Genomic DNA, 20501 nt, shown 5'->3' on the forward strand with positions numbered 1-20501 from the left:
GGTTTCGTACTGTTACTGTTGGTCGTCGCTCACCGTCCCGTCGGTTCCCGGCGGCTGCTCCGACGCGGGAACACCCTCCTCGGTCTCGGCCTCGCTGGCGGACTCGCCGACGGCGTCGTCGGTCATCTCCGCGTCGGGGTCCGAGACGTAGCCGAGTTCGAACCAGAGCTTCGCGGTGCAGTCCATCGCCTGTTCGTCGAGTTCGGTCTCGCCCTCCTGTTGGTCGAGGTAGCCGTTGCACCGGCCGTGTTTGACGACGTTCATCAGCGTCGCCGCGGAACCGCACTCCGGACAGTCGATGTAGTAGTTGCCCTCGTCGTCCTGGTGCCAGGCGTCGGGCGTCAGTTCGGTGTAGGCCGCGTCCTCGGATCGATCGCGTCCGCTCATGCCCGTCCCGTCGACAGCGGCCGGAATAAAGGCCGGCCCGGAAAACGCAACGTGGCGTAGGTTCCCATCGGACCTGGATAAACGCGAGGGGAACCGCCAGCGACCGCGTCGAGATTCAGACCAGCGGTTCGACCAGGTCACGGCCAGCCGCGAGGAGGTCGCCGATCCGGTCCTCGTCGGCGGCCTCGGCGTAGACCCGCAGGACGGGCTCGGTCCCGCTCGGGCGGATCAACAGCCACGAGCCGTCGGCGAGTTGGAGTTTGAAGCCGTCGGCGGTGTTGACGCCCTCGACGTCGGTCCCCGCGACGGTCTCGGGGATTTCCCCTTCCAGTTCGTCGAGGACACGCCCCTTCTCGTCGTCGGGACAGGCGACGCTGATCTTGTCCTGGACGACGGTGCCGTGCTCGTCGAGCAGCCGGTCGACCCGGTCGTCCAGCGGCTCTTCGGCGTGCATCGCGGCGGCGAGCACGGCCAGAAGGACGCCGTCCTTCTCACGGACGTGACCCCGAACGGTGAAGCCGCCGGACTCCTCGCCGCCGACCAGAGCGTCGCCGTCGGCCATCGCCTCGGCGACCCACTTGAAGCCGACGGGAACCTCGCGGACGGACTCGCCGTGGGCCTCGGCGACCCGGTCGATGAGGAACGTCGTCGAGACCGAGCGGACCGCCGCGCCGGACTCGCTCTCGAGCAGGTAGTCGTAGAGCGCGGCGAAGAAGAGGTTCTCGTCGAGATAGCCCCGTTCGGGTGTGACGACGGCGATGCGGTCGGCGTCGCCGTCGTTGGCGATCCCGAGATCGACCGCGCCGTCGTCGCCCGTGACGGCCTCGATCAGGGCCTCGAGGTTCTCGGCGGCGGGTTCGGGCGCTCCGCCGCCGAAGTCGGGATCCCGCTCGCACCGGAACCGATCGAGGTCAGCGCCCGCGCGCTCGAGCAGAGCGTCGGTCGTCCCGCGACCGCTGCCGTGCATGGCGTCGTAGGCGACGGGCAGCCCCGAGAGGTCGGTGCTGCCGGTGATCGACTCGACCAAGTCGAGGGCGGCGTCGGCGTGCGACTCGGCGAAATCGACCTCGCGAGCCGTACCGTGTTCTTCCTCGGGAAGCGATTCGGGTTCGGCCAGGCGCTCTGCGATGGCGTCGGTCACGTCCGGCAGAGCCGGCGCGCCGTCCTCGGGAATGAACTTCACGCCGTTGTACTCCGGCGGGTTGTGCGAGGCCGTGATCACCAGGCCGCCGGCGAGGTCCCGATCGACAATTGCGTGGGCGATCAGCGGCGTCGGCCGGTCCCGCTCGGAGAGCAGGACGTCGAAGCCGTTGGCACACAGCACCCGCGTCAGTTCCTCGGCGAACCCGCGAGAGGTCTCTCGAGCGTCGTACCCCACCGCGACCGGCCCCTCGAGTCCCTCGTCGGAGAGGTACGTCGCGACCGCCTGGCCCACCATTCGAACGCGGGGCGCCGTGAACTCGTCGAGCGTCGCCCGCCAGCCGTCGGTGCCGAAGCTGATCGTCTCCATGGTGCGGTGGTCGACACCCGGCGCGAAAAAAGCGACGCTGGCGGGCGGAGAAGACGGCGGGGCGGCCCGGCCCGAGGACGCTGCTGTTCGCTTCTGTTTCCAACGCTAATTTCTGTCAGCGGTGCGAGCAACGACGTTTTCCGAATCGGCTGCGTACGTCGATTATATGACACCCGCTCCCTCCGTCGTCGCCGTCAGCGGCAGCCTCCGCGAAAAGAGCTACACGCGGACGGCCCTGAAGTACGCCCTCGAAGCGGCCGACGAGGCCGGCGCCGAGACGACGCTGCTCGACCTGCGAGAGTACGATCTCCCCGTCTACGACCCCGACGTCGACGATCGAGAACAGGGCGACGCCGAGACGGCGACGCGCCTGGTTCGCGAGGGCGACGCCGTCATCCTCGGGACGCCGGTCTATCACGGCTCGTACTCGGGGGCGCTGAAGAACTTTCACGACTACTGCGGGTTCGACGAGTACGAGGACACGACCGTCGGTCTCCTCGCAACCGCCGGCGGCGGGAGCTACGGGTCGACGCTCGATCACCTGCGAATCACCGTCCGCGGCGTCCACGGCTGGGTCCTTCCCCACCAGGTCGGGCTCAGAAGCGCGTCCGAGAAGTTCGAGCGCGACCCCGACGCGATCGACGGCCGTCGGTTCCGCGATCCGGCGCTGCGCGAGCGCGTCGAGAAACTCGGTCGGATGATCGCCGAGTACGCGTTCATCGACCCCAGCGTGACCTCCTCGCGGTCCGCGGCGGCCGACGCGGACGACTGAGCGTCCGTCCGGTACTGGTCCGGTTCTAGTGCCGATGGCCGGTAGCGCCTCGGGCGGCGATCAGGCGTCGACGTCGGCCAGGCGCTGCTCGAAGAGCCGTTCGCCCGTCTCCTCGCAGGTGATAGCGACGACCTCGTGGGAGCTACAGCAGGACTCGACGACCTCCTCGCCCATCCGGACGTCGCCGCCCGACGGGCACGTCTCGAGGAACATCCGGAGCCCGTTGAGCACCTCGCCTTTCGTTTCGGGATCGGCGGCGTTCCAGTCGTCGACCCACGAGGCGAGCGCGCGGCTGGCGGCGACGTCCGCCAGCAGCGCGGCCCGCGAGGGCCACCGGCCCGCCGCCCCCGACTGGGACAGCAGGTGTCGCGCGTCGTCCCGTTCATCGAGTTCGAACTCGTCGGGGTCGGCGTCGAAGCCGAACGCGTCGACGGCCGCCGCGACATCGACGCCCGACTCGTCGAGGGGCTCGATCTCGTCGAACCAGGCGGCCTCGAAGTCGTCGGTGAGACAGAGGTCGTCCCGATCGTCGCAGGGTTCGAGGATGTCCTGCTCAAGGAAGAACGTCTCGAGGTCGAGGGCCGCTCGCTCGTCGGGCTCGGCGGTATCGACGGCGGCCTCGTCGAACGTGGCACCGTCGCCGGCTGCCACGGTCTCGTCGTCCTCGCCCGTGCCGGCCGTCCGATCGGATTCGGACCGGTCGCGGTCGGATCCGGTAGCAGCTGCCGACGCAGTATCGACGGCGCCGAGACCGCTCGCGACGTCAGGGACGGGGTCCTTGCCGAACCAGCGCAGGACTTCGGGCGGAAGGTAACGCTTGGTCAGCGTCGGCGTGCCCGGGACGAGATAGCCGCGGAGGTAGATCAGCGCGATCGAGACGCCGGCGGCGAAGAGGCCGCCGAGTCGAGACTTGCGCGCGACGGCGGAGCTGACCACTGCCGCGATGCCGAGGTTCAGGACGGTACAGGGTTCACACCGGTTCTCTCCGGTATATTCGGGGTCCTTGAGATCGTCGACGACGTCGGGTTGCATCTCGAGATTGGTATCACGTCCAACACACATCTATTTTTCGGGCATGATGGGCGAGATAATAGCGGCGGTTGGGAGCCGCGGCACTCGCACGCATCCCGTCGGTCGGTCACTCGAGGCCGACGAGTTGTTCCTTCTCGGCGCGGCTCAGTTGCTTGATCTCGTACTCACGGGACATCGCGGCCGACCGGGAGTCGTACCGCTCGTGATAGCGGAGGTCGACCGGCGTGCGCCCGCGTGTGTATTTCGCGCCTTCCCCCGCGTCGTGTTCCGCGACGCGGCGGTCGAGGTCGGTCGTGTAGCCGGTGTACAGCGAGCCGTCGGCACACTCGAGGACGTAGACGACGTGATCGGCCATCGGCCGTTGGATAACGGGGAACCGCAAAAAGCGTCACGTCCCAGTGGGCGCCCAGCGGGGCGTGTGGTCGTCAGGTACGATGCGTCAGGCACCGCGAGCGCGCTCTCTCGCGGCTTCAGCGATTCCGGCGTTCGCCGAACAGCTGACACACGCGTGAATCTCACCGCGTTCGTCGGCGAAGACGCGCGCGAACCGTTCGGAGACGTGCGCACCGCAGTGGTCACACTTGGGCATTGGTCACACCGGCCGGAGCCGGTACCTAAAGCTATTGCGCGGCAGGATAAATAACTTTCTCCACACGCTGTTTGGGTTTTTCGATTGTGAAAAGTATTTTTCTCAGAAAGAGGTCTCAGTCGCGAGCGGCGTCGATGGCACGCGCGATCAGGACCGCTTGGGCGCCCGCGACGAACCCTGCGTCGATGTTGACGACCGATAGCACGGTACAGGACTGGAGTAGTCCGGCGAGTGCCGCTTCACCGTCGCCGCCGTGGCCGTAGCCGCTCGCGACCGGCACCCCGATGACCGGCGTGTCGACCAGGCCGGCGACGACCGTCGGGAGGGCCCCCTCCCGGCCGGCGGCGACGATCACCACATCCGCCTCGCGCAGTCGAGCCGCCTGGTCGAGGGTCCGGTCGAGGGCTGCGACGCCGATGTCGTCTATCCGGTCGACGGTCGTGCCCGCGTCCACGCAGACCAGTTCCGCCTCGTCGGCGACCGGCCCGTCGACCGTGCCGCCCGTGGCGATGGCGACCGTCGCGTCGAGCGACGGGTGCTCGTAGTCGGCCGCGGTCACGCGGACTGTCGTGCTACGGCGATCGATCGCCGCGTCGGGGAACGCGTCCGCGAGGTGCGTTTCGAGCACCTCGACGTGCGACTCGGAGACGCGGGTAAGCAGCGCCCGCCCCGTCGTTTCGAGTGCAGTCTCGGCGAGGGCAGCGACCTGCGCATCGGATTTCCCTTCGGCGAAGATCGCTTCCGGAATGCCGCGGCGCTGATCGCGGGCTGCGTCGAACCGACCCGCGTCGCCGGTTACGTATCCTCTGAGTTCGGCTTCGGCCTCCGCCGGCGACAACGAGCCGTCGGCGACGGCCTTGAGGAGTTCGCGCATACCCGACCTCGGGGGGCGACGTACTCGAATCCGTCGCCCTGGCAGATCAGTTCGAGATCGAGCGGAGATCGGCGCGATGCGTCGACGGTTGGACCGTCGAACATGCGCGCGACCCGTCCAACACCGCGCGCGAGCCAAATTTCCCCTCTCGTATCGGGTGAAATCATTGCCGGCGATTCATCGGTCATATACTTTCCGGTGATTATGGCCTCCGAAACGGGCGAATCAACCCCTGCAACCCCCGTATTTCCGTCCACAACCAAAGCCCTTATATGGGGTAACGCGAAACGGGTACACCGTATGGCAGACCTTATTGTCAAAGCCGCCGTGAAGGAAGCGCTCGATGACAAAAACGTTGCCTCGGACTTCTACGACGCACTCGACGAGGAAGTTTCCGAGCTGCTCGACGATGCCGCCCGACGCGCGGAGGCCAACGACCGGAAGACGGTCCAGCCCCGCGACCTGTAAGGGACGCCACCTGAACGATTTTTTCGGCCGCTACTCGGTAGCGGCGCAGCTAGCGATCCCCGTCCGCTATCGATACCGAGATCGGTTCCGGTCGGCAACTGACCGTGTGCCGGCTCGAGTTTTTTGCCACTCGCTGTGATACGGCGGGGTATGTTGCGCAGACTCCTAATCGGCTTCGGCCTCCTCGAGATCGTGAAACCGGAGCCGGTGATCGGGATGTGCGAACGGATCGGCCTGCGAAACCCAGACGAGACCCAGCGACGACCGCTGGCGCTGACCGGCGCCCGCATCGAGGGGCTGATCTTCGTCTGGCTGCTCGTCCGCGGCCGGGAGGGGTCGACGCTCGTCAGCACGCTGCTCGGACTCGCCGGCCTGGTCCTCGTGTTGGTCCCGCGGCCGATCATCGAACTCAGCCAGCACCTGGTCTACGCGAACACGGACGATCTCGAGTTGCAGCCGTGGGTCGTGCCCGCGGCGCGGCTGCTGGGGGTGCTCTACCTGACCGTCACGCTGCTCTCGCGCTCGACGGACGACGCGTCGAAGGGTGACGACGACGCGGCCGCTGATCTGCCGTCGTAAGCACCGCTCGCGGTCGTCCGCCGGGGGCGAGACTTTTGATCGACGTGAGCGAATGGCACGTATGAACCGAGCGCTGGCGATCGGCTTCGGACTGCTGCAGCTCGTCGCACCGCGACGGATCATCGAACCCGGCGAACGCCTCGCCTTCGAGAATCCCGACGCCGGGCGACTGCGGGCCTGGACGGTTCCGATGGCCCGACTCGAAGCCCTCCTCTTCCTCTGGCTGCTCGGTCGCGACGACGAGAGCCTGGCGGAGCTTCGGGTCCCGCTGGGCGTGTTCGGCGTCGCGATGGCCCTGGCGCCCGGAGCCGCCCTCGCGTTCGGCCTCGAATCGGCCTACGAGAATCCGGACGACCTCGAGGTGAAGTCGTGGGTCGTTCCGGCGACGCGTCTCCTGGGGGCCGTGTACCTGTCCCTCGGGCTGTTCGCCGCGACCGCCGACGCGCCGACCGACGACGGTGCGAGCGGCCTCGACGCCGGTCTCGGCGCTCAGTAGGTCCGAACCTCGACCCCGTCGTCGGTTCCGACGTACGTCGCGTCCGCCAGGCCGACGAACAGCCCGTGTTCCACGACGCCCGGAATTCGCGAGAGACGCGTCGCCAGGTCGTCGGGGTCGCCGATCGGGCCGAACGCGCAGTCGAGCACCAGGTTGCCGTTGTCGGTCACGACCGGTCCGTCCTTGCGCTCGGCGTCGCGGAGCGTCGGCTCGCCGCCCAACTCCCGAACGCGGTCGGCCACGACGGTGTGTGCGTCCGGGAGCACTTCGACCGGCACGGAGCGGTCGAGTCGGTCGGTCAGCTTCGAGGGATCGGCGACGACGACGAATCGGTCGGCCGCCGCATCCACGAGTTTCTCACGCGCATGGGCCGCGCCGCCGCCCTTGATCAGCGCGCCGTCGGTCGCCGTGTCCGCGTCGTCGACCACCTGATCGGCGCCGTCGATCGCCAGGTCGACGCCGTCGACCGCATCGAGGTCGGTCAGCGGAATTCCGACCTCGAGCGCTAGCTGTCGGGACTGGAAGGATGTCGGAATCCCCCGGACGTCGAGGCCGTCGTCGACCGCCCGCCCGATCGCTTCGATCGCGTAGGCGGTCGTCGAGCCGGTACCGAGACCGACGACGAAGCCGTCTTCGACCGCTTCGGCAGCGCGTTCGCCGGCCTGTCGTTTCGCCGCGTCGGAGCCGCCCGCCGTCTTCATGCGTGTGCAAGCGAGCGGCGACGGGAAAAACGTTGTAGCTTGTCCGCGGCCGAACGGGACAGCGCCCGGACCGCCGCGGGGTGGAGAGGAGCCGTCGACCCGGTCGATTTCGTTCGGGGTGCAGACGACGGGTCGACGGCGCGCCGAACCTTTTTTGGAGCGTCCGTCGTCGAACGCGCATGGCGAGTTCGGGTACCGCCGTTTCCCTCTCGGACGTCCGCAAGACCTACCAGCTCGGCGAACCCGTTCACGCGCTCGACGGCGTCTCGCTCGAGGTCCCCCGAGGCTCGTACACCGCGATCATGGGGCCCAGCGGTTCCGGAAAGTCGACGCTGATGAACCTCGTGGGCTGTCTGGACACGGCGACCGCGGGCGACGTCGTCGTCGGCGGACGCGAGGTCGGGACGCTCGGCGACCGCGAACGGACCCGCCTTCGGGGGACCGAGGTGGGCTTCGTCTTCCAGACGTTCAACCTGATGCCGCGGCTGAACGCCCTCGAGAACGTCGCCTTACCGCAGTTGTTCCAGGGCGTCGGCCGGACGGAGCGCCGAAAGCGGGCGCGGTCCCTCCTCGAACGCGTCGGCCTGGCCGATCGGGCCGACCACCTGCCCAACGAACTGTCCGGCGGCCAGCGCCAGCGGGTGGCGCTGGCTCGGGCGCTGGTCAACGACCCCGCGATCGTGCTGGCCGACGAACCCTCCGGCAACCTCGACACCGACACCGAAGCGGACATCCTGGACCTCTTCGACGAGTTCCACAGCGCCGGGACGACGATGCTCGTCGTCACCCACGAGCGCCACGTCGCCGAGCGGGCCGACCGGATCGTCCACTTACTCGACGGGACGATCGAGCGCATTGAGACCCTCGACGGAGCCGGGACCGCGGCCGAACCCGGGACCGGCGGCTCGGGGACGCAGGCGGGACCGCCACCGGACCGGAAAACGGGACGCGGGAGCGGAGACGAAGACGGTGACGGCGGCGGAGGCGACGCCGAATGAATCTCCTCGAGAGCCTTCGACTCGCCTGGCGATCCATCCGCGGGCACAAGCTCCGGTCGGCGCTGACGACGCTGGGGATCGTGATCGGCATCGCGGCGGTGATCGCCTTCGTCACGCTGGGTGCGAGCCTGCAAGCGGGCGTCATCGGGGACATCAGCCCCGACGATCAGCGCAACGTCTACGGCTGGGCCGCCGAACCGAACGCCGAGGGCGGGCCGCTGGCGGGCGCACAGCCCGTGTTCACGAACGACGATCTCGAGGCCGTCGAGGACCTCGAAGACGTCGAGGCGGCCTACGGCTACGCGACGCTCCAGACGCAGGCGATCTCGAACGGCGAGGAGCAGGTTGCCCAAGGGAACGGGCTGGTCGCCTCGGGGCCGTCGTACATCCGCGAGGATCGCCTGGCCGAGGGCAGGCAATTCGAGCAGGGGGAACGGGAGGCGGTGCTCAACCCCGCCGCGGCGAACCAGTTCGAGGAGAACGCCACCGTCGGCGACGAGCTCACGGTGACGCTGCTCGGCGGCGAGCGCGCGACCGTCGAGGTCGTCGGCATCACCGATACCAGCGAGGGGCTGAGCCCGTTCGAGGGGTTCGAGTCCTCGCCGCGGGTCTACGTGCCGACCGATCCCTACTACACGGAGCAGGCGACGGGGCTGGGGTTCGACGGCGGTGGTGGGGGTGACGGTGGTGACGGCGGCAATGGGAGTGACGGCAGCGGTGGCGGCGACGGCACCACCGAATCCGGCGGCAACGCCGACGGCGATGGCGGCGACGGAGACGGCGCCAACGACGACGCGCGCTTCCTCGCGATCATCATCGAGGCCGAGTCGGCCGACCAGGCGGACGTCGACGCCGCCCGCGAGAGCGCGACGACCTACCTCGAGAGCGACGAATCCGATGCGAGCGACCTGATGGGCGACGACCTCGAAGTGCAGTTTCAGACGAGCACCGAACTGCTCCAGCAACTCGAGGACGTCCTGGACCTCCTACGGAACTTCATCGTCGGAATCGCGGCCATCTCCCTGCTGGTCGGCTCGATCGGCATCGCGAACATCATGCTCGTCAGCGTCACCGAGCGAACCCGCGAGATCGGCATCATGAAAGCCGTCGGCGCGCAGAACCGCGACGTGCTCGGGCTGTTTCTCACCGAGTCGGTGATCCTCGGCGTAATCGGCTCGATTCTCGGAACCGGCCTGGGACTGCTCGCCGGCTACCTCGGCGCGCAGTACGTCGACCTCCCGCTGGTCTATCCCCTCGAGTACGTCGCCCTCGCGATCGTCGTCGGGATGGTCGTCGGGATCCTCGCCGGGCTGTATCCAGCCTGGCGGGCGGCGCGGACGGATCCGATCGACGCGCTCCGGTACGAGTGACCGGCCTGGCGGTCGGACTCCGCGGCGGCGTCTCGACGCGGAGAAGATTACGTCTCGCGATCGGAACCGCGATCACGGCCCTGATTCCGATCTCGATCCCGCTCTCGCTCCCGTTCCCGATTTCGGTCCCGCCCTCCGTAGCGGTCGTCCTCGCGGTCGATCGAGTTCGTACGGTCCAGTTCCGACACGGAGTCGGACTCCCGGCCGAACTCGCGGTCCCGCGTCGGCGTCGTGTCGGTGGTTCGATCCGACTCCGCGCCGAATCCGACGGTCTCCCGGCTCCGCCGGTGGTAATCGGGGTACTCGCGCGCGAGGTACGCGCCCAGATAGCCGCCGAGCAGCGACAGGCCGACGGTATAGAGGAGGATGAAGAGTCCGGCGCCGACGATCACGAACGAGAGTACCGCGACCCCCTCGAAGGGGACGCCGCCGGCCAGGCCGAGTCCGAGGAAGCCGAGCGCGAGAAAGCCGATCCCCGCGAACGGAACGAACGTGATCGCGCCGGCCAGGGCGCCCGCGACCGCGCCGGCCCGCTCGTTCGGGCCCTCGAGGAACCCCGCGACGGCGCCGCCGAGCACGGTCGAGAACGGGATGAACGAGAGGACGACGCCGACGACGGCGCCAATCACCGCGTTGACGATGGTTCGGCCACGGACCATAGTGACCCAACGGGCGGCGGGGAGAAAAGTGTCTGTGGTCTATGGGTTCGGACCGCGGCGTCCGCGACCGATGACCTCCGAACGCACCGGTTCAGTCGGCCGCGAGCCGCGATTCGCCGCCCGGCGGTCGCGCCGACCGATCACGCCGCTTAAGACCACCCAGTGTAACCACCGTGTAATGAGACGACGAACCTTCGTCGGTGCGCTCGGCGGCACTGCACTCGCCGGAGTCGCCGGCTGTCTGACTCGGGACGGTGAACGCGGCGGTGACGAGGATACGCTCCGCGTCGCTACCTACGATTCGATGGTCGACGGGAACGATCCCGCCGGACCGTGGCTCAAGGAGGCCTTCGAGGAAGAGTACCCCGACGCCGAACTCGAGTGGCAGACGCCGGAAAACGGCACCAACCGCTTCATCCAGCGCGAGCAAAGCGGGGAAGCGCCGGACGCCGACGTCTACCTCGGCCTCAACGTCGACGAACTCGCGCGGATCGACGACGCTCTCGGCGAAGGGGGGCTCTTTCGGAAACTCGATCGCGACCGGCTCGACCGGGCCGACCGCATTCGCGACGGCCTCGACATGGGCGATCCCCACGACCGCGTCCTCGCCTACGACACGGGGTACATCAGCCTCGTCTACGACGAGAACGTCGTCGACGAACCCGAGTCGCTCGACGCCCTGACCGAGCCGGCCTACGAGGACGCGCTGCTCGCACAGAACGCCCAATCCTCGGACCCCGGCCGCGCGTTCCTACTGTGGACGATCGACGCCTACGGCGAGGACGGCTACCTCGACTACTGGCGCGATCTCGACGCCAACGGCGTCCGGATTCTCGACGACTGGGACGAGTCCTACAACAGCGCCTACATGGAGGAAGAGCGACCGATGGTCGTCTCTTACTCGACCGACCAGGTGTTCGCCAGCGCCGCGGACTACGACATGGGCCGCCACCAGATCGCGTTCCCCGACGGGCAGGGGTACGCCAATCCCGAGGGGATGGCGATCTTCGAGGACGCCGCGGCGGTCGATCGAGCCTACCAGTTCTTCGATTTCGTCCTCTCGGACGACGCTCAGGCCGAAATCGCGCAGCGGAACGTCCAGTTCCCCGCGGTCGCCGACGACCACGTCGACCTCGACGAGGAGTTCGATCGATACGCCCACGAGCCGTCGGAGGCGGTGACGGTCGGCTACGATCAGCTCCGGGGGACCGTCGATGAATGGGTCGACGAGTGGGCGCGGGAGTTCGCCGGCCAGTAGGACCGTGGCGACTTCGGATCGGTTCCGCGTCGGCGTCCCTGCGAGCGCCTGGTTCGAGCGCCACGCGCTCGCTCTGACAGCGCTGACCACCGCGACCGTCCTCGCGGTCATGCTCTACCTTCCGGTCGGCGCCGTTTTCGTCGACGCCGTCCGCGCCGAGGGAGCGGTGACGCTGACACATTTCGCCGACGTCCTCACCGACCCGTTCTACTTCGGGGTGCTCGCGGAGGTCATCGCGGAGCCGTTCGCGATCCGCAGCCACCTCGAGGCGCTCGCGGCCTGGCTCGCCGCCGTCTCGATTTCGATTTCGCTCGAGTCGCCGGTTCCCGGGCTCGACCTGCCGGTTCCGTGGGTGCACGTCGACGCGCCGCCGGTCCGCAAGGGGCTGTTCGGCTTCACGGCCTACCAGGCCGCGCTGTCGACGATCGCGAGCGTCGCGCTCGGGCTGCCGGCCGCCTCTATCCTGGCGAACTACGAGTTCCGCGGGCGGCGGATACTGCGCTCGCTGACGATCCTCCCGTTCGTGCTGCCGGGGATCATGGTTGCGGTCGGCTTCTACGCGATGTTCGGGCGCGCGGGGACGCTCAACGGGGTGCTCGGACTCGTCGGACTCGGCCCGTACCCCTTCGTCGAGTGGAATCCGCTCGCGATCGTGATCGTCGCCCACGCCTTCTACAACGCGCCGCTGGTCGCGCGTGTGACCGTCGCCGCCTGGGAGTCCGTCGACGTCCGGACCGTCGAAACCGCCCGGAGTCTGGGGGCGAGTCCCCGCCGCGCGTTCCGTGACGTGGTCGTCCCGCAGCTGCTGCCGGCCGTCTTCACGGGCGCGCTGCTGACCTTCATCTTCACGTTCATGACGTTCCCCATCGTGCTCGCGCTGGGCGGACTCCAGCTGGCGACCGTCGAGGTCTGGATCTACGACCGGGTCCGCCAGCTGGCCTACGGCGAGGCCGCGACGCTGGCCGTCCTCGAGACGCTCCTCTCGCTCGCGCTGACCTACGCCTACCTCCGCTACGAGTCCGCGCAGTCCGGCCTGGCGCGGGCGGCGTCCCCGCCGCCGCGGGACCCGCTCTTTCCCGATCTCCGGACCGCGCTGTCGCCGCGCCGGCTTGCGATCGTCGGCTACGGGCTGGTCGCCCTGGTCGTCTTTGTCGGCCCGATGGCCAGCCTGGTCGCCGGGAGTTTCACGGACGGCGGCGGGCTGACGCTGCGCCACTACGCGTTCCTGCTCGAGCGCCAGTTGGAGGGGGCGTCCTACCAGACGCTGCCGTGGGTCGCGATCCGAAACTCGCTGCTCTTCGGGGTCGCGACGCTCGCCGTCGCGGTGCCGATGGGGGTGGTCGTCTCGGTGGTGACGGCCCGCGCCGGCCGCTGGGGAGCACTCGTCGACACCGTAGCGATGCTCCCGCTGGCGGTCAGCGGCGTCGTCTTCGGGATCGGACTGCTCCGCGGCCTGGTGTTCGGGATTTCGTTGCCCGGCGGCTGGCAGTTCCAGGTGACGGGGACGGTCGCGATCGTCGCCGCCCACGCCGTCGCGGCCTACCCGTTCGTGACGCGGAACGTCTCGCCGCTGCTGTCGAGCCTCGACCCCGCGATGGTCGAATCGGCTCGCGCCTTGGGGGCCTCCCGGTACCGTGCGCTCGTCGATATTGAACTACCGCTGGTAGCGAGCGGGATCGTCGCCGGGGCCGCATTCGCGTTCGCCATCTCGATCGGCGAGTTCTCTTCGACGGTGATTTTGGCCAGCGGGAGCGACGCGTACACGATGCCCGTCGCCGTCGAGCGCTACCTGGGTCGCCGCTCCGGGCCCGCGATCGCCATGGGGACCCTCTTGCTCGTCGTCACGGCCGCGAGTTTCGTCGTCGTCGACCGCGTCGGCGGGAGGTTCGAGCGGTGACCCGACTCACCCTCGACGGCGTCTCGAAGCGATACGACGGCACCGTCGCGCTCGCGGACGTCGACCTCACCGTCCGCGACGGGGAGTTCTTCACCCTCGTCGGCCCCTCCGGGTGCGGCAAGACGACCACCCTCAGAACGATCGCCGGCTTCGAGGAGCCGACCGCGGGGGACGTGCGCTTCGACGGCCGGGAGATGGCCGGCGTGCCGCCCGAGCGGCGCGACGTCGGCGTCGTCTTCCAGAGCTACGCGCTGTTCCCACACATGAGCGTCGCCGAGAACGTCGGCTACGGCTTGCGGTTCCGGGAGCCCCCAGAGGGAACGACCGTCGACGAGCGCGTCGCCGAACTGCTCGCGTTAGTCGACCTCGAGGGGATGGGCGACCGCGATCCCGAACGGCTGTCGGGCGGCCAGCGCCAGCGGGTGGCCCTGGCCCGCGCGCTCGCGCCGGCCCCCGACCTCCTCTTGCTCGACGAGCCGATGAGCGCGCTCGACGCCAGGCTCCGGGAATCGCTGCGTCGGCAGGTCACGCGGATCCAGTCGGAACTCGGCATCACGACCATCTACGTCACGCACGACCAGGCGGAGGCCCTGGCGATCTCGGATCGGCTCGCGGTGATGGCCGACGGCCGGATCGAACAGGTCGGGAAGCCCCAGGAGATCTACCGCGAGCCCGCGACGCGGTTCGTCGCCGAGTTCGTCGGCGACAACAACGTCTTCGACGGCCGCGTGCGGGATCGAGGACGGAGTTACCACGGAACCGGCGACGGCGACGGGGGCGACAGTGACGGCGACGGTGACGGCGGCCTCGCGACCGGCGACGGCGACGGGGGCGACAGTGACGGCGACGGTGACGGCGGCCTCGCGACCGGCGACGGCGAGTACGCGCGAGTCGCCGTCGACGGCGAGCCCTTCGCGCTGCCGGCGCTGCCCGACGTCGGCGACGCCGAGCGGGTCACGTTCTGCGTGCGGCCTGGCGCGCTCTCTCCGACCGCCGACCGTAACCGGCTGACGGTGACCGTCGAGACCACCGAGTTCCTCGGCGAGACCGTTCGGGTCAACGGCCGGTGGAACGGCAGCGAGATCGCCCTCCGGCTGCCGGACGTGCCCGACGGAGACGAACTAACGGTCGGGTTCGCGCCCGAGGACGTCCACGTCGTCTCGACCCGGTAGCCCGCCGGGCGAGCTGGTTGATCCAGCAAGCCAGAATGCGCAAGTCGTTGCTTTTCGACCCGGTCGTGGTAGTTATCTGCATGCATGTAACCCGACGGCTCCGGATCGACGTCGAACGGCGAGAGGTGGCGGTCGGGGACGAAATCACCGTCCGCGTTCGGGATAACCGACGGCAGCCCGTCGAGGGGGCCATCGTCCAGACGCAGTCGAAATCGGCGCGAACGGACGAGCGGGGGCTGTGCCGATTCCGATTCAACTCGCCAGGCTTCTGGAAGCTCGTCGCGGCAAAGTCACCGACCGAGCGCGTCGCGTACAAGCCGGCGTCGACGCTCGTCCGGGTCGTCCCGAACAAGGCCGCGCTCCGTCCGTATCGCCTGGCCGGCTCGCGGTGACGGACCGATCCGACAGGCGAGTGACAGTGGCACTGACCGGGCATAGAATTATCCCGGTCGCCGTAATGTGATAGTTGATGGCACACACGAAATCCGGTCGAACGAAAAAGGCTCACGACGCCGAGCGCCGCCAGCGAGAGCGGGAACTCGCGGAGGCGCTCGAACGGCGCGACGAACCCGAGCCCGACCAGCTGCGCACCGAGGCCGTCGATGCGGACGCGGGCGACCTGGTCGACGTCGAAACGAACGGAGAACTGGAAGCGGACGCGGACGAGTAGTCTGCTCTCCCTTTTCCTGATCGGGACGGTCCTCGAAGTCCTCCAGAAGAACGCGATTCCGAGCACGGTCACGATCGACAGCAGCTGCAGCGGCGCGGCGATCCGAACGAAGCCCGCGAACGTGTCCTCCGGCCCGTAGACGAATCGGAGACACCCCGGTACTCGTTACTGCGATGAGAGCCGCGATCGGAACCGCTCGAGTCCGACGTCGAGCATGTCGGGACTGACGGCCTGGAACTCCCCGTCATCGGGCAGGTACGGACGGACGGAGTCCCAGCTCTCGCGAGCGTACCGCTCGTCGAGCAGAACCCGCACGCCGACGTCCTCGGGCGAACGGATGACGCGCCCGACCGCCTGGCGAGCCTTCCGGACCGCGGGGATGGTCAGCGCGTACGTGAAGCCGTCGCCGAACGCGTCGTCGTAGGCCCGGCGGACGGCCTCGGTGCGGGGGCTCGAGGTGTTGACGATCGGGACGCCGCAGACGACCGCGGCGGCCAGGCGGTCGCCGCTGTAGTCGACGCCCTCGGTCAGCGTGCCCCGCAGGCTGGTGACGAGCACCTTCCCGCCGCCGGCGAAGAACTCGGCTTTGAGCGACTGGGTGGTCTCGTCGTCGGTGGCGGCGTCCAACAGAACCGGCTTCTCGACGCGGTCCTCGAGCACGCCGGCGGTCCACTCGGCCTCGGCGTAACTCGGCATGCCGACGAGGACGTTACCGGGGAGGCGAGCGACCGTCGCGATCGCGTCGGCGTAGTGCGTTCTGGTCGGGTTCTCCTCGCCGGGACGGCCTCGGTTATCGTAGGTGAACTTCGGCGCGGCGACTGCGAAGCTCTCGCGATTCTCTGCGGGGAAGTGGAGCCCGTACCGGCGCTCGACGACCGGCCGGTCCTCCTCGCGGGCGAGGTACTGGAGGCCCGTGACCTCCGTGAAGGCGTCAATCGGCTCGAGCGTCGCGCTCATCAGGATGCCACCGCCGAAGGTCCCGAGGCGATCGCCGATGGCGTCGCTTGGGACGCAGTTGTGCAGCGAGAGGCGAGCGTTGTAGGCCCGTCGCCACGAGTCGGCGGGTTCGGTGTCGTCCCAGGTGCGCTCGAGTTCGATCTCCCGGAAGTAGTCGGTGTGACCGCGGCGGTACCACTCGCCGAGCACGCGGCCGACGGCGGGCGCGGCACGGGTCCGGTCCTCGTCTTCGGCCTCGTTTAACACCCGCTGGACGACCGCGCCGACGGCCTCGGCGCGGACCCAGTCGGCGTCGCCGTAGCCCGCATTTCGGGCCCACTCGGTGAGTTCGTCCTCGGCGGGTGCTTTCGGATCACGGAGAGGGAGCTCCTCGTCTTCGAGGTCGTTCAGATTCGACTGCCACCCCCTGTAGTTCCGGTCGAGGTGGGCGGTGACTCGTCGGTCGAGTTCCGCTCGGAGATCCCGGACGAACTCGAGCGTTCGGTTGAGTTCTTCGTAAGAAACGTCGCTGTCGTTCAATTCTCCGCGGACCAGGTCGGCGTCGGCGGTCTTCGACCCGCCCTCCACCTGCCGGCCCTCGCGCTCGTCCTTGATCGGCTGGATGACCCGCGAGAGTTCGGTCTCGGCGTCCCGGAGCGTCGTGTCGGCGACCCCCTCGCTGACCAGATCGCGGACGCGCGGTTCCAGCATGTGGGCCTCGTCGCAGACGACGAACGTGGAGTCGTCGAGCAGCGCCCCGGTGAACGAGCCCACGGTCCGCGGATCGAACGCATGGTAATAGTTCCCGATGACGACCTCAACGTGGCCCAGCGCCGCACCCATCACAGAGTGTGGACAGGTGCCGTGTTTCACCGAGCGGGCGACCAGCTCTTCCGGCGTGACCATGCCGGCGTCGGTGAAGTCGTACGGGACCGCTTCCACCGCGTCTCCCTCCTCGTCGTCCGGCAGGTCTTCGAGGTACTGCGCGTAGAACGGACAGTACTCGGTCTCGGCGCCGACGGGCCCGCCCTCGCCGTACTCGGGCAAGTCGGGCGGGTAGGGCGTCGGTTCGCCCGCGGTCTCGAGGAAGGTGCTTCGGGACCGGTCGCCGCTGTCGGCCAGGCCGATCTGTTGACTGCGGGCGCGGGCAGCCAGATTCTGTGCGGTCGTGTCGCCGCCCTCGCCGGTGAGGTCGCGGGTGCGGTCCCGCAGGGTCTCGCAGCGGTCGTAGACGTTGCCGTCGTCGATTCCGGCCGCGCCCTCGCGGTTGTACGGACAGACGTCGGCCTTCCCGACGAGGGTCAATCCCGAGACCGGGTCCCAGTCGGCGGGCAGGTTCTCGTTGATCGTCTCGAGGTCGGCCTCGAACTGGTGCAGTTGCTGTTTGACGCTCGTCAGCACCAGCACGCGCTCGTAGTCGGTGTCCGGATCGCGTACGAGGTCGATCCCCGCGGTCAGCGCGATCATCGTTTTCCCGGTGCCACAGGCCCCCTCGATGACGGTGTAGCCGCCGTCCCGTGCAGTATCGATAGCGGTCTCGATGCCGTCGACCTGCGGGTCGTACGGGTGCTCGTGGCCGAACACCGTCCGCCAGTTCGTCATTCCTGCCGTACTCATCGTCGGTCGTCCATAGCGTTGACGGACTGGAGTGGCCGCGTCCCGGTACAAAAACGTGCGGCCGTTATCGGACGGCGGCGCGGTCGCTCGCTCGAACTGATTGCCCTCGTAATACGGGTACACAGCGGTTGTGAGCTGGAATACCGGCGGGCTCCCGACGGCGGGGACCGGTCGGCCGTTGCCAGCGTGTGCCTTTACTTGATCGGGCACCTATCGACGGTATGAAGGTCCCCACCTCTCTCGAAAACGCTGATCGAGACGATCTGGTCGTCCGCACGTTCGAATACGACGACGGCAGCGTCATCGCGGTCGATTTCGGCAACGCGGCCGCGGACATCGAGGTCGACGTCCTCGGCTCGACCGCGATCATCGTCGCGGGCGGCGAGCAGTTCGAGTTCGAACTCCCGCCCGAAGCGAGCAACGTCGTCGCGCGCAACGGCGTGCTCACGATCGAAGAGTAGCGGTCACCGCCGGTCGAGCGGAGCGGCCGCACCGCTTCGCAGGCGCGCACGGTCTCCGGTCGGTTCGCCCGCCGTTTCACCTGCAACGGTCGTATCGGTCGTCCCTGCCGATTGGCGGTCTATTCCCGGCGGATACGACATCCTCGACGACCGACCGGAAGCACAACGCCTTCCACGGTCCGCTGACTAACACGGATATGAGCGATACCGACTCCATCGACGTCGATAGCTGGCGCGCGGAACTCGAGTCGAAACGCGCCGAGAAAGACGAGTTCTTCGCCGATCACCCGCAGTCGCCGATCCCGCCGGAGGACCGCGACGACTTCGACGGCCTCGAGTACTTCGACCCCGATTCGGACTACCGAGTAACCGCGACCGCGACGGTCCACGACGACCCCGAAGTCGTGCTGGTAGACACCACCGCGGGCCGGGAGATGCGCTACCTCCGAACTGCGACCCTCGAATTCGAACTCGACCGCGACGACGAGGACCTGGCGGACGGCACGTTCGAACTGGCGGCCTACCAGCAGGAGAGCCCGAACGAGCAGCCGCTGTTCGTCCCCTTCCGGGACAAGACGACCGGCCAGCAGACCTACGATGGCGGTCGGTACATGGAACTCGCACCGGAGGACGAACTCGCGGACGGCGACGAAATCGTCGTCGACTTCAACCTGGCGTACACCCCCTTCTGCGCCTACAGCGAAACCTTCGACTGTCCGCTCCCGCCGGAAGAGAACTGGCTCGAAGTCGCGATTCCGGCCGGCGAACGGCACGAGTGATTTCGGCTTCCGACCGCCTGGTTTCGTGATCGATAGCGGTCATTTCACCTGAACGTGAGACCGTGGCTCACGGCGTATCGCCGCGGCCGCTACCTCCTTCAGGTATCGACACACCGATCCGAGTAAATTTCAGGAATCGAAAAGGTGCGTTTCGAGTCGAGTCAATCGGCTCGCGAGGGGCTGTCCGGCCGGAACAGCGGGCTCGAGTAGAAATGAGGGGGTTGGGACGGCGCGGAGCGCGGAGAAACGGGAAAGCGGAAGAGGCGGAAGCCGATTACGGCGCTACGCCGACGGTCACCAGCGTACCGAACTCGCGGTAGCGTTCGACCATCTCCTCGCGGGTGTCCCAGTCCTCCGTCGGGAACTCGGCCTCGCTCGGAATCGTGATCTCGCGGTCCGGGATATTGTCCTGCTCGGCGACGTGCAGTCCCGCGTCGCGGAACGCCTGGCGATACTGCTCGCGGTCCCAGCGGGTCATCTCGACGGAGATGAACTCCTGCCACTCGTGGGAGTGGACGTTTTCCTCGTAGTAGTTGACGGCGCAGTAGAAGGTACCGCCTGGCCGGAGCACGCGGGCGACCTCCGCGAGCGTGCGGTGGGGATCGGCGGCGTAATAGAAGGCTTCCATCGACCAGATGTGGTCGATCGAATCGTCGGCGAAGGGGAGGTCGTCGAAGTCGCCGACGACGTAGCCGACGTCGCCGTCGTCCGTGTAGTCCGCCGCGTTGCGGGCCATCTCGGGCGAGCCGTCGAGGCCGTACACCCGGCCTGCTCCCTTGGTATCGCAGAGCGCGCGGCCAGCGTAGCCGCTCCCGCAGCCCAGATCGAGGACGACGTCGCCGGGTTCGACGGGCATCCGCGCGAGCGCGTGTTTGGCGGTGTGCCAGTGGCGCTCTTCCATTCCCTTGTCGCGGCCGCTCGTTGCCCAGTCGTCGAACTCCTCTCGGACGCTCATGTCCGAGCGATGCGGGCCGCAAGACTAAACGCGTTCGCATGTTTCCGTCCGGGTCCGCTCTCGGCTCCCGTCCCTCGGCTCCCGTCCGCTTGGCTTCCGCCCCTCTGGCTTGCGTTCGCCCGATCATTCTCACTGGGGCAGGAACCACCGACAGATACTTTAGGCTGGCCTAAATTATACGAAGTGAAGGGTCGTCGTGGACCGAACTCCGTGGGCATCCGGATGCAGGTCCCCGCTCGGTGAGTCGTACTGTCCCACCTCTTACCAGTTTTCAGACCCTTCTTCCACGGTTCGATGACCGTTCCGACCGAGAGAGACATC

The 20501-nt window shown here is 68.1% G+C and carries 23 protein-coding genes; 13 read left to right on the forward strand and 10 right to left on the reverse strand.

The window, feature by feature from the left end; all coding sequences use genetic code 11:
- Positions 1–12: 12 nt before the first annotated feature.
- Together BMY29_RS16925 and BMY29_RS16930 are read right to left on the reverse strand one after the other, a co-directional pair.
- Entirely contained in the window at positions 13–387 is a 375-nt protein-coding gene (locus BMY29_RS16925) for a hypothetical protein (protein ID WP_049990692.1), read from the reverse strand.
- A 115-nt stretch (positions 388–502) separates the two neighbouring features.
- Entirely contained in the window at positions 503–1897 is a 1395-nt protein-coding gene (locus tag BMY29_RS16930) for a phosphoglucomutase/phosphomannomutase family protein (protein WP_049990691.1), read from the reverse strand.
- Positions 1898–2063: 166 nt separating this feature from the next.
- Between BMY29_RS16930 and BMY29_RS16935 the strand changes: the two genes are divergently transcribed.
- The gene (locus tag BMY29_RS16935) at positions 2064–2669 is read left to right on the forward strand and encodes an NADPH-dependent FMN reductase (protein WP_049990690.1); all 606 of its coding nucleotides are present in this window, start codon (positions 2064–2066) and stop codon (positions 2667–2669) included.
- Positions 2670–2729: 60 nt separating this feature from the next.
- On the opposite strand, the gene BMY29_RS16940 is transcribed toward BMY29_RS16935, so the two are convergent.
- The 4 genes from BMY29_RS16940 to larB form a co-directional block, all read right to left on the reverse strand.
- Entirely contained in the window at positions 2730–3701 is a 972-nt protein-coding gene (locus BMY29_RS16940) for a DUF8054 domain-containing protein (protein WP_173424920.1), read from the reverse strand.
- 106 nt (positions 3702–3807) lie between these two features.
- Entirely contained in the window at positions 3808–4056 is a 249-nt protein-coding gene (locus BMY29_RS16945; protein ID WP_049990688.1) for a GIY-YIG nuclease family protein, read from the reverse strand.
- A gap of 84 nt (positions 4057–4140) precedes the next feature.
- Complete coding sequence (locus BMY29_RS21250; RefSeq protein ID WP_173424916.1) at positions 4141–4290, reverse strand: DUF7563 family protein; 150 nt, start codon at positions 4288–4290, stop codon at positions 4141–4143.
- 115 nt (positions 4291–4405) lie between these two features.
- Entirely contained in the window at positions 4406–5164 is a 759-nt protein-coding gene (gene larB, locus BMY29_RS16950; protein WP_049990687.1) for a nickel pincer cofactor biosynthesis protein LarB, read from the reverse strand.
- A 300-nt stretch (positions 5165–5464) separates the two neighbouring features.
- On the opposite strand from larB, the gene BMY29_RS16955 reads away from it, so the two are divergent.
- The 3 genes from BMY29_RS16955 (at position 5465) to BMY29_RS16965 (ending at position 6707) form a co-directional block, all read left to right on the forward strand.
- Positions 5465–5632 (forward strand): DUF1931 family protein, encoded by a 168-nt coding sequence (locus tag BMY29_RS16955; protein WP_008013450.1) that lies wholly within the window; start codon positions 5465–5467, stop codon positions 5630–5632.
- Between the two features lie 150 nt (positions 5633–5782).
- Positions 5783–6211, forward strand: coding sequence for a hypothetical protein (locus BMY29_RS16960; protein ID WP_049990686.1), 429 nt, complete (start codon positions 5783–5785; stop codon positions 6209–6211).
- A 61-nt stretch (positions 6212–6272) separates the two neighbouring features.
- Positions 6273–6707: a hypothetical protein gene (locus BMY29_RS16965; RefSeq protein WP_049990685.1), complete on the forward strand. Its 435-nt coding sequence runs from the start codon at positions 6273–6275 to the stop codon at positions 6705–6707.
- Here the strand turns inward: BMY29_RS16965 and rpiA are convergent.
- Complete coding sequence (rpiA, locus tag BMY29_RS16970) at positions 6701–7408, reverse strand: ribose-5-phosphate isomerase RpiA (protein ID WP_049990684.1); 708 nt, start codon at positions 7406–7408, stop codon at positions 6701–6703. The two genes, BMY29_RS16965 and rpiA, sit on opposite strands and share 7 nt — an antisense overlap.
- 179 nt (positions 7409–7587) lie before the next feature.
- Here rpiA and BMY29_RS16975 point away from each other — a divergent pair, with 179 nt between their 5' ends.
- Complete coding sequence (locus tag BMY29_RS16975) at positions 7588–8406, forward strand: ABC transporter ATP-binding protein (protein WP_049990683.1); 819 nt, start codon at positions 7588–7590, stop codon at positions 8404–8406.
- The gene (locus BMY29_RS16980) at positions 8403–9776 is read left to right on the forward strand and encodes an ABC transporter permease (protein WP_049990682.1); all 1374 of its coding nucleotides are present in this window, start codon (positions 8403–8405) and stop codon (positions 9774–9776) included. Before BMY29_RS16975 ends, BMY29_RS16980 begins: the two co-directional genes overlap by 4 nt.
- Positions 9777–9823: 47 nt before the next feature.
- On the opposite strand, the gene BMY29_RS16985 is transcribed toward BMY29_RS16980, so the two are convergent.
- Entirely contained in the window at positions 9824–10435 is a 612-nt protein-coding gene (locus BMY29_RS16985; RefSeq protein ID WP_049990681.1) for a DUF5518 domain-containing protein, read from the reverse strand.
- Between the two features lie 178 nt (positions 10436–10613).
- Between BMY29_RS16985 and BMY29_RS16990 the strand changes: the two genes are divergently transcribed.
- The 5 genes from BMY29_RS16990 to BMY29_RS17010 all read left to right on the forward strand — a co-directional run bounded on the left by BMY29_RS16990 (position 10614) and on the right by BMY29_RS17010 (position 15432).
- The gene (locus tag BMY29_RS16990; protein WP_049990680.1) at positions 10614–11693 is read left to right on the forward strand and encodes a thiamine ABC transporter substrate-binding protein; all 1080 of its coding nucleotides are present in this window, start codon (positions 10614–10616) and stop codon (positions 11691–11693) included.
- Positions 11650–13590, forward strand: coding sequence for an ABC transporter permease (locus tag BMY29_RS16995; protein ID WP_081985476.1), 1941 nt, complete (start codon positions 11650–11652; stop codon positions 13588–13590). The genes BMY29_RS16990 and BMY29_RS16995 overlap by 44 nt, the downstream gene beginning before the upstream one ends.
- Positions 13587–14762: an ABC transporter ATP-binding protein gene (locus tag BMY29_RS17000; protein ID WP_074854828.1), complete on the forward strand. Its 1176-nt coding sequence runs from the start codon at positions 13587–13589 to the stop codon at positions 14760–14762. Before BMY29_RS16995 ends, BMY29_RS17000 begins: the two co-directional genes overlap by 4 nt.
- Positions 14763–14842: 80 nt before the next feature.
- Entirely contained in the window at positions 14843–15154 is a 312-nt protein-coding gene (locus BMY29_RS17005; protein ID WP_049989482.1) for a hypothetical protein, read from the forward strand.
- 77 nt (positions 15155–15231) lie between these two features.
- Positions 15232–15432 (forward strand): hypothetical protein, encoded by a 201-nt coding sequence (locus tag BMY29_RS17010; RefSeq protein ID WP_049989481.1) that lies wholly within the window; start codon positions 15232–15234, stop codon positions 15430–15432.
- Positions 15433–15597: 165 nt separating this feature from the next.
- Here the strand turns inward: BMY29_RS17010 and BMY29_RS17015 are convergent, their stop codons facing one another.
- Positions 15598–17970, reverse strand: a complete 2373-nt coding sequence (locus tag BMY29_RS17015) for an ATP-dependent DNA helicase (RefSeq protein WP_049989480.1) — start codon at positions 17968–17970, stop codon at positions 15598–15600.
- Between the two features lie 236 nt (positions 17971–18206).
- Between BMY29_RS17015 and BMY29_RS17020 the strand changes: the two genes are divergently transcribed.
- Positions 18207–18446 carry a DUF7127 family protein gene (locus BMY29_RS17020; RefSeq protein ID WP_049989479.1) on the forward strand — a complete coding sequence of 80 codons (240 nt, stop codon included), beginning with the start codon at positions 18207–18209 and terminating at the stop codon, positions 18444–18446.
- A gap of 197 nt (positions 18447–18643) precedes the next feature.
- A complete protein-coding gene (locus tag BMY29_RS17025) occupies positions 18644–19225 on the forward strand; it encodes a DUF1684 domain-containing protein (RefSeq protein WP_049989478.1) in 582 nt (193 codons plus the stop codon).
- Positions 19226–19499: 274 nt separating this feature from the next.
- Here BMY29_RS17025 and BMY29_RS17030 read toward each other — a convergent pair whose 3' ends face one another.
- Positions 19500–20180 (reverse strand): class I SAM-dependent methyltransferase, encoded by a 681-nt coding sequence (locus tag BMY29_RS17030; RefSeq protein ID WP_049989477.1) that lies wholly within the window; start codon positions 20178–20180, stop codon positions 19500–19502.
- Positions 20181–20501 lie beyond the last annotated feature (321 nt).

Origin of the sequence: Natrinema salifodinae (genome assembly GCF_900110455.1) — an archaeon.
GTDB classification, from domain to species: Archaea; Halobacteriota; Halobacteria; order Halobacteriales; family Natrialbaceae; genus Natrinema; species Natrinema salifodinae.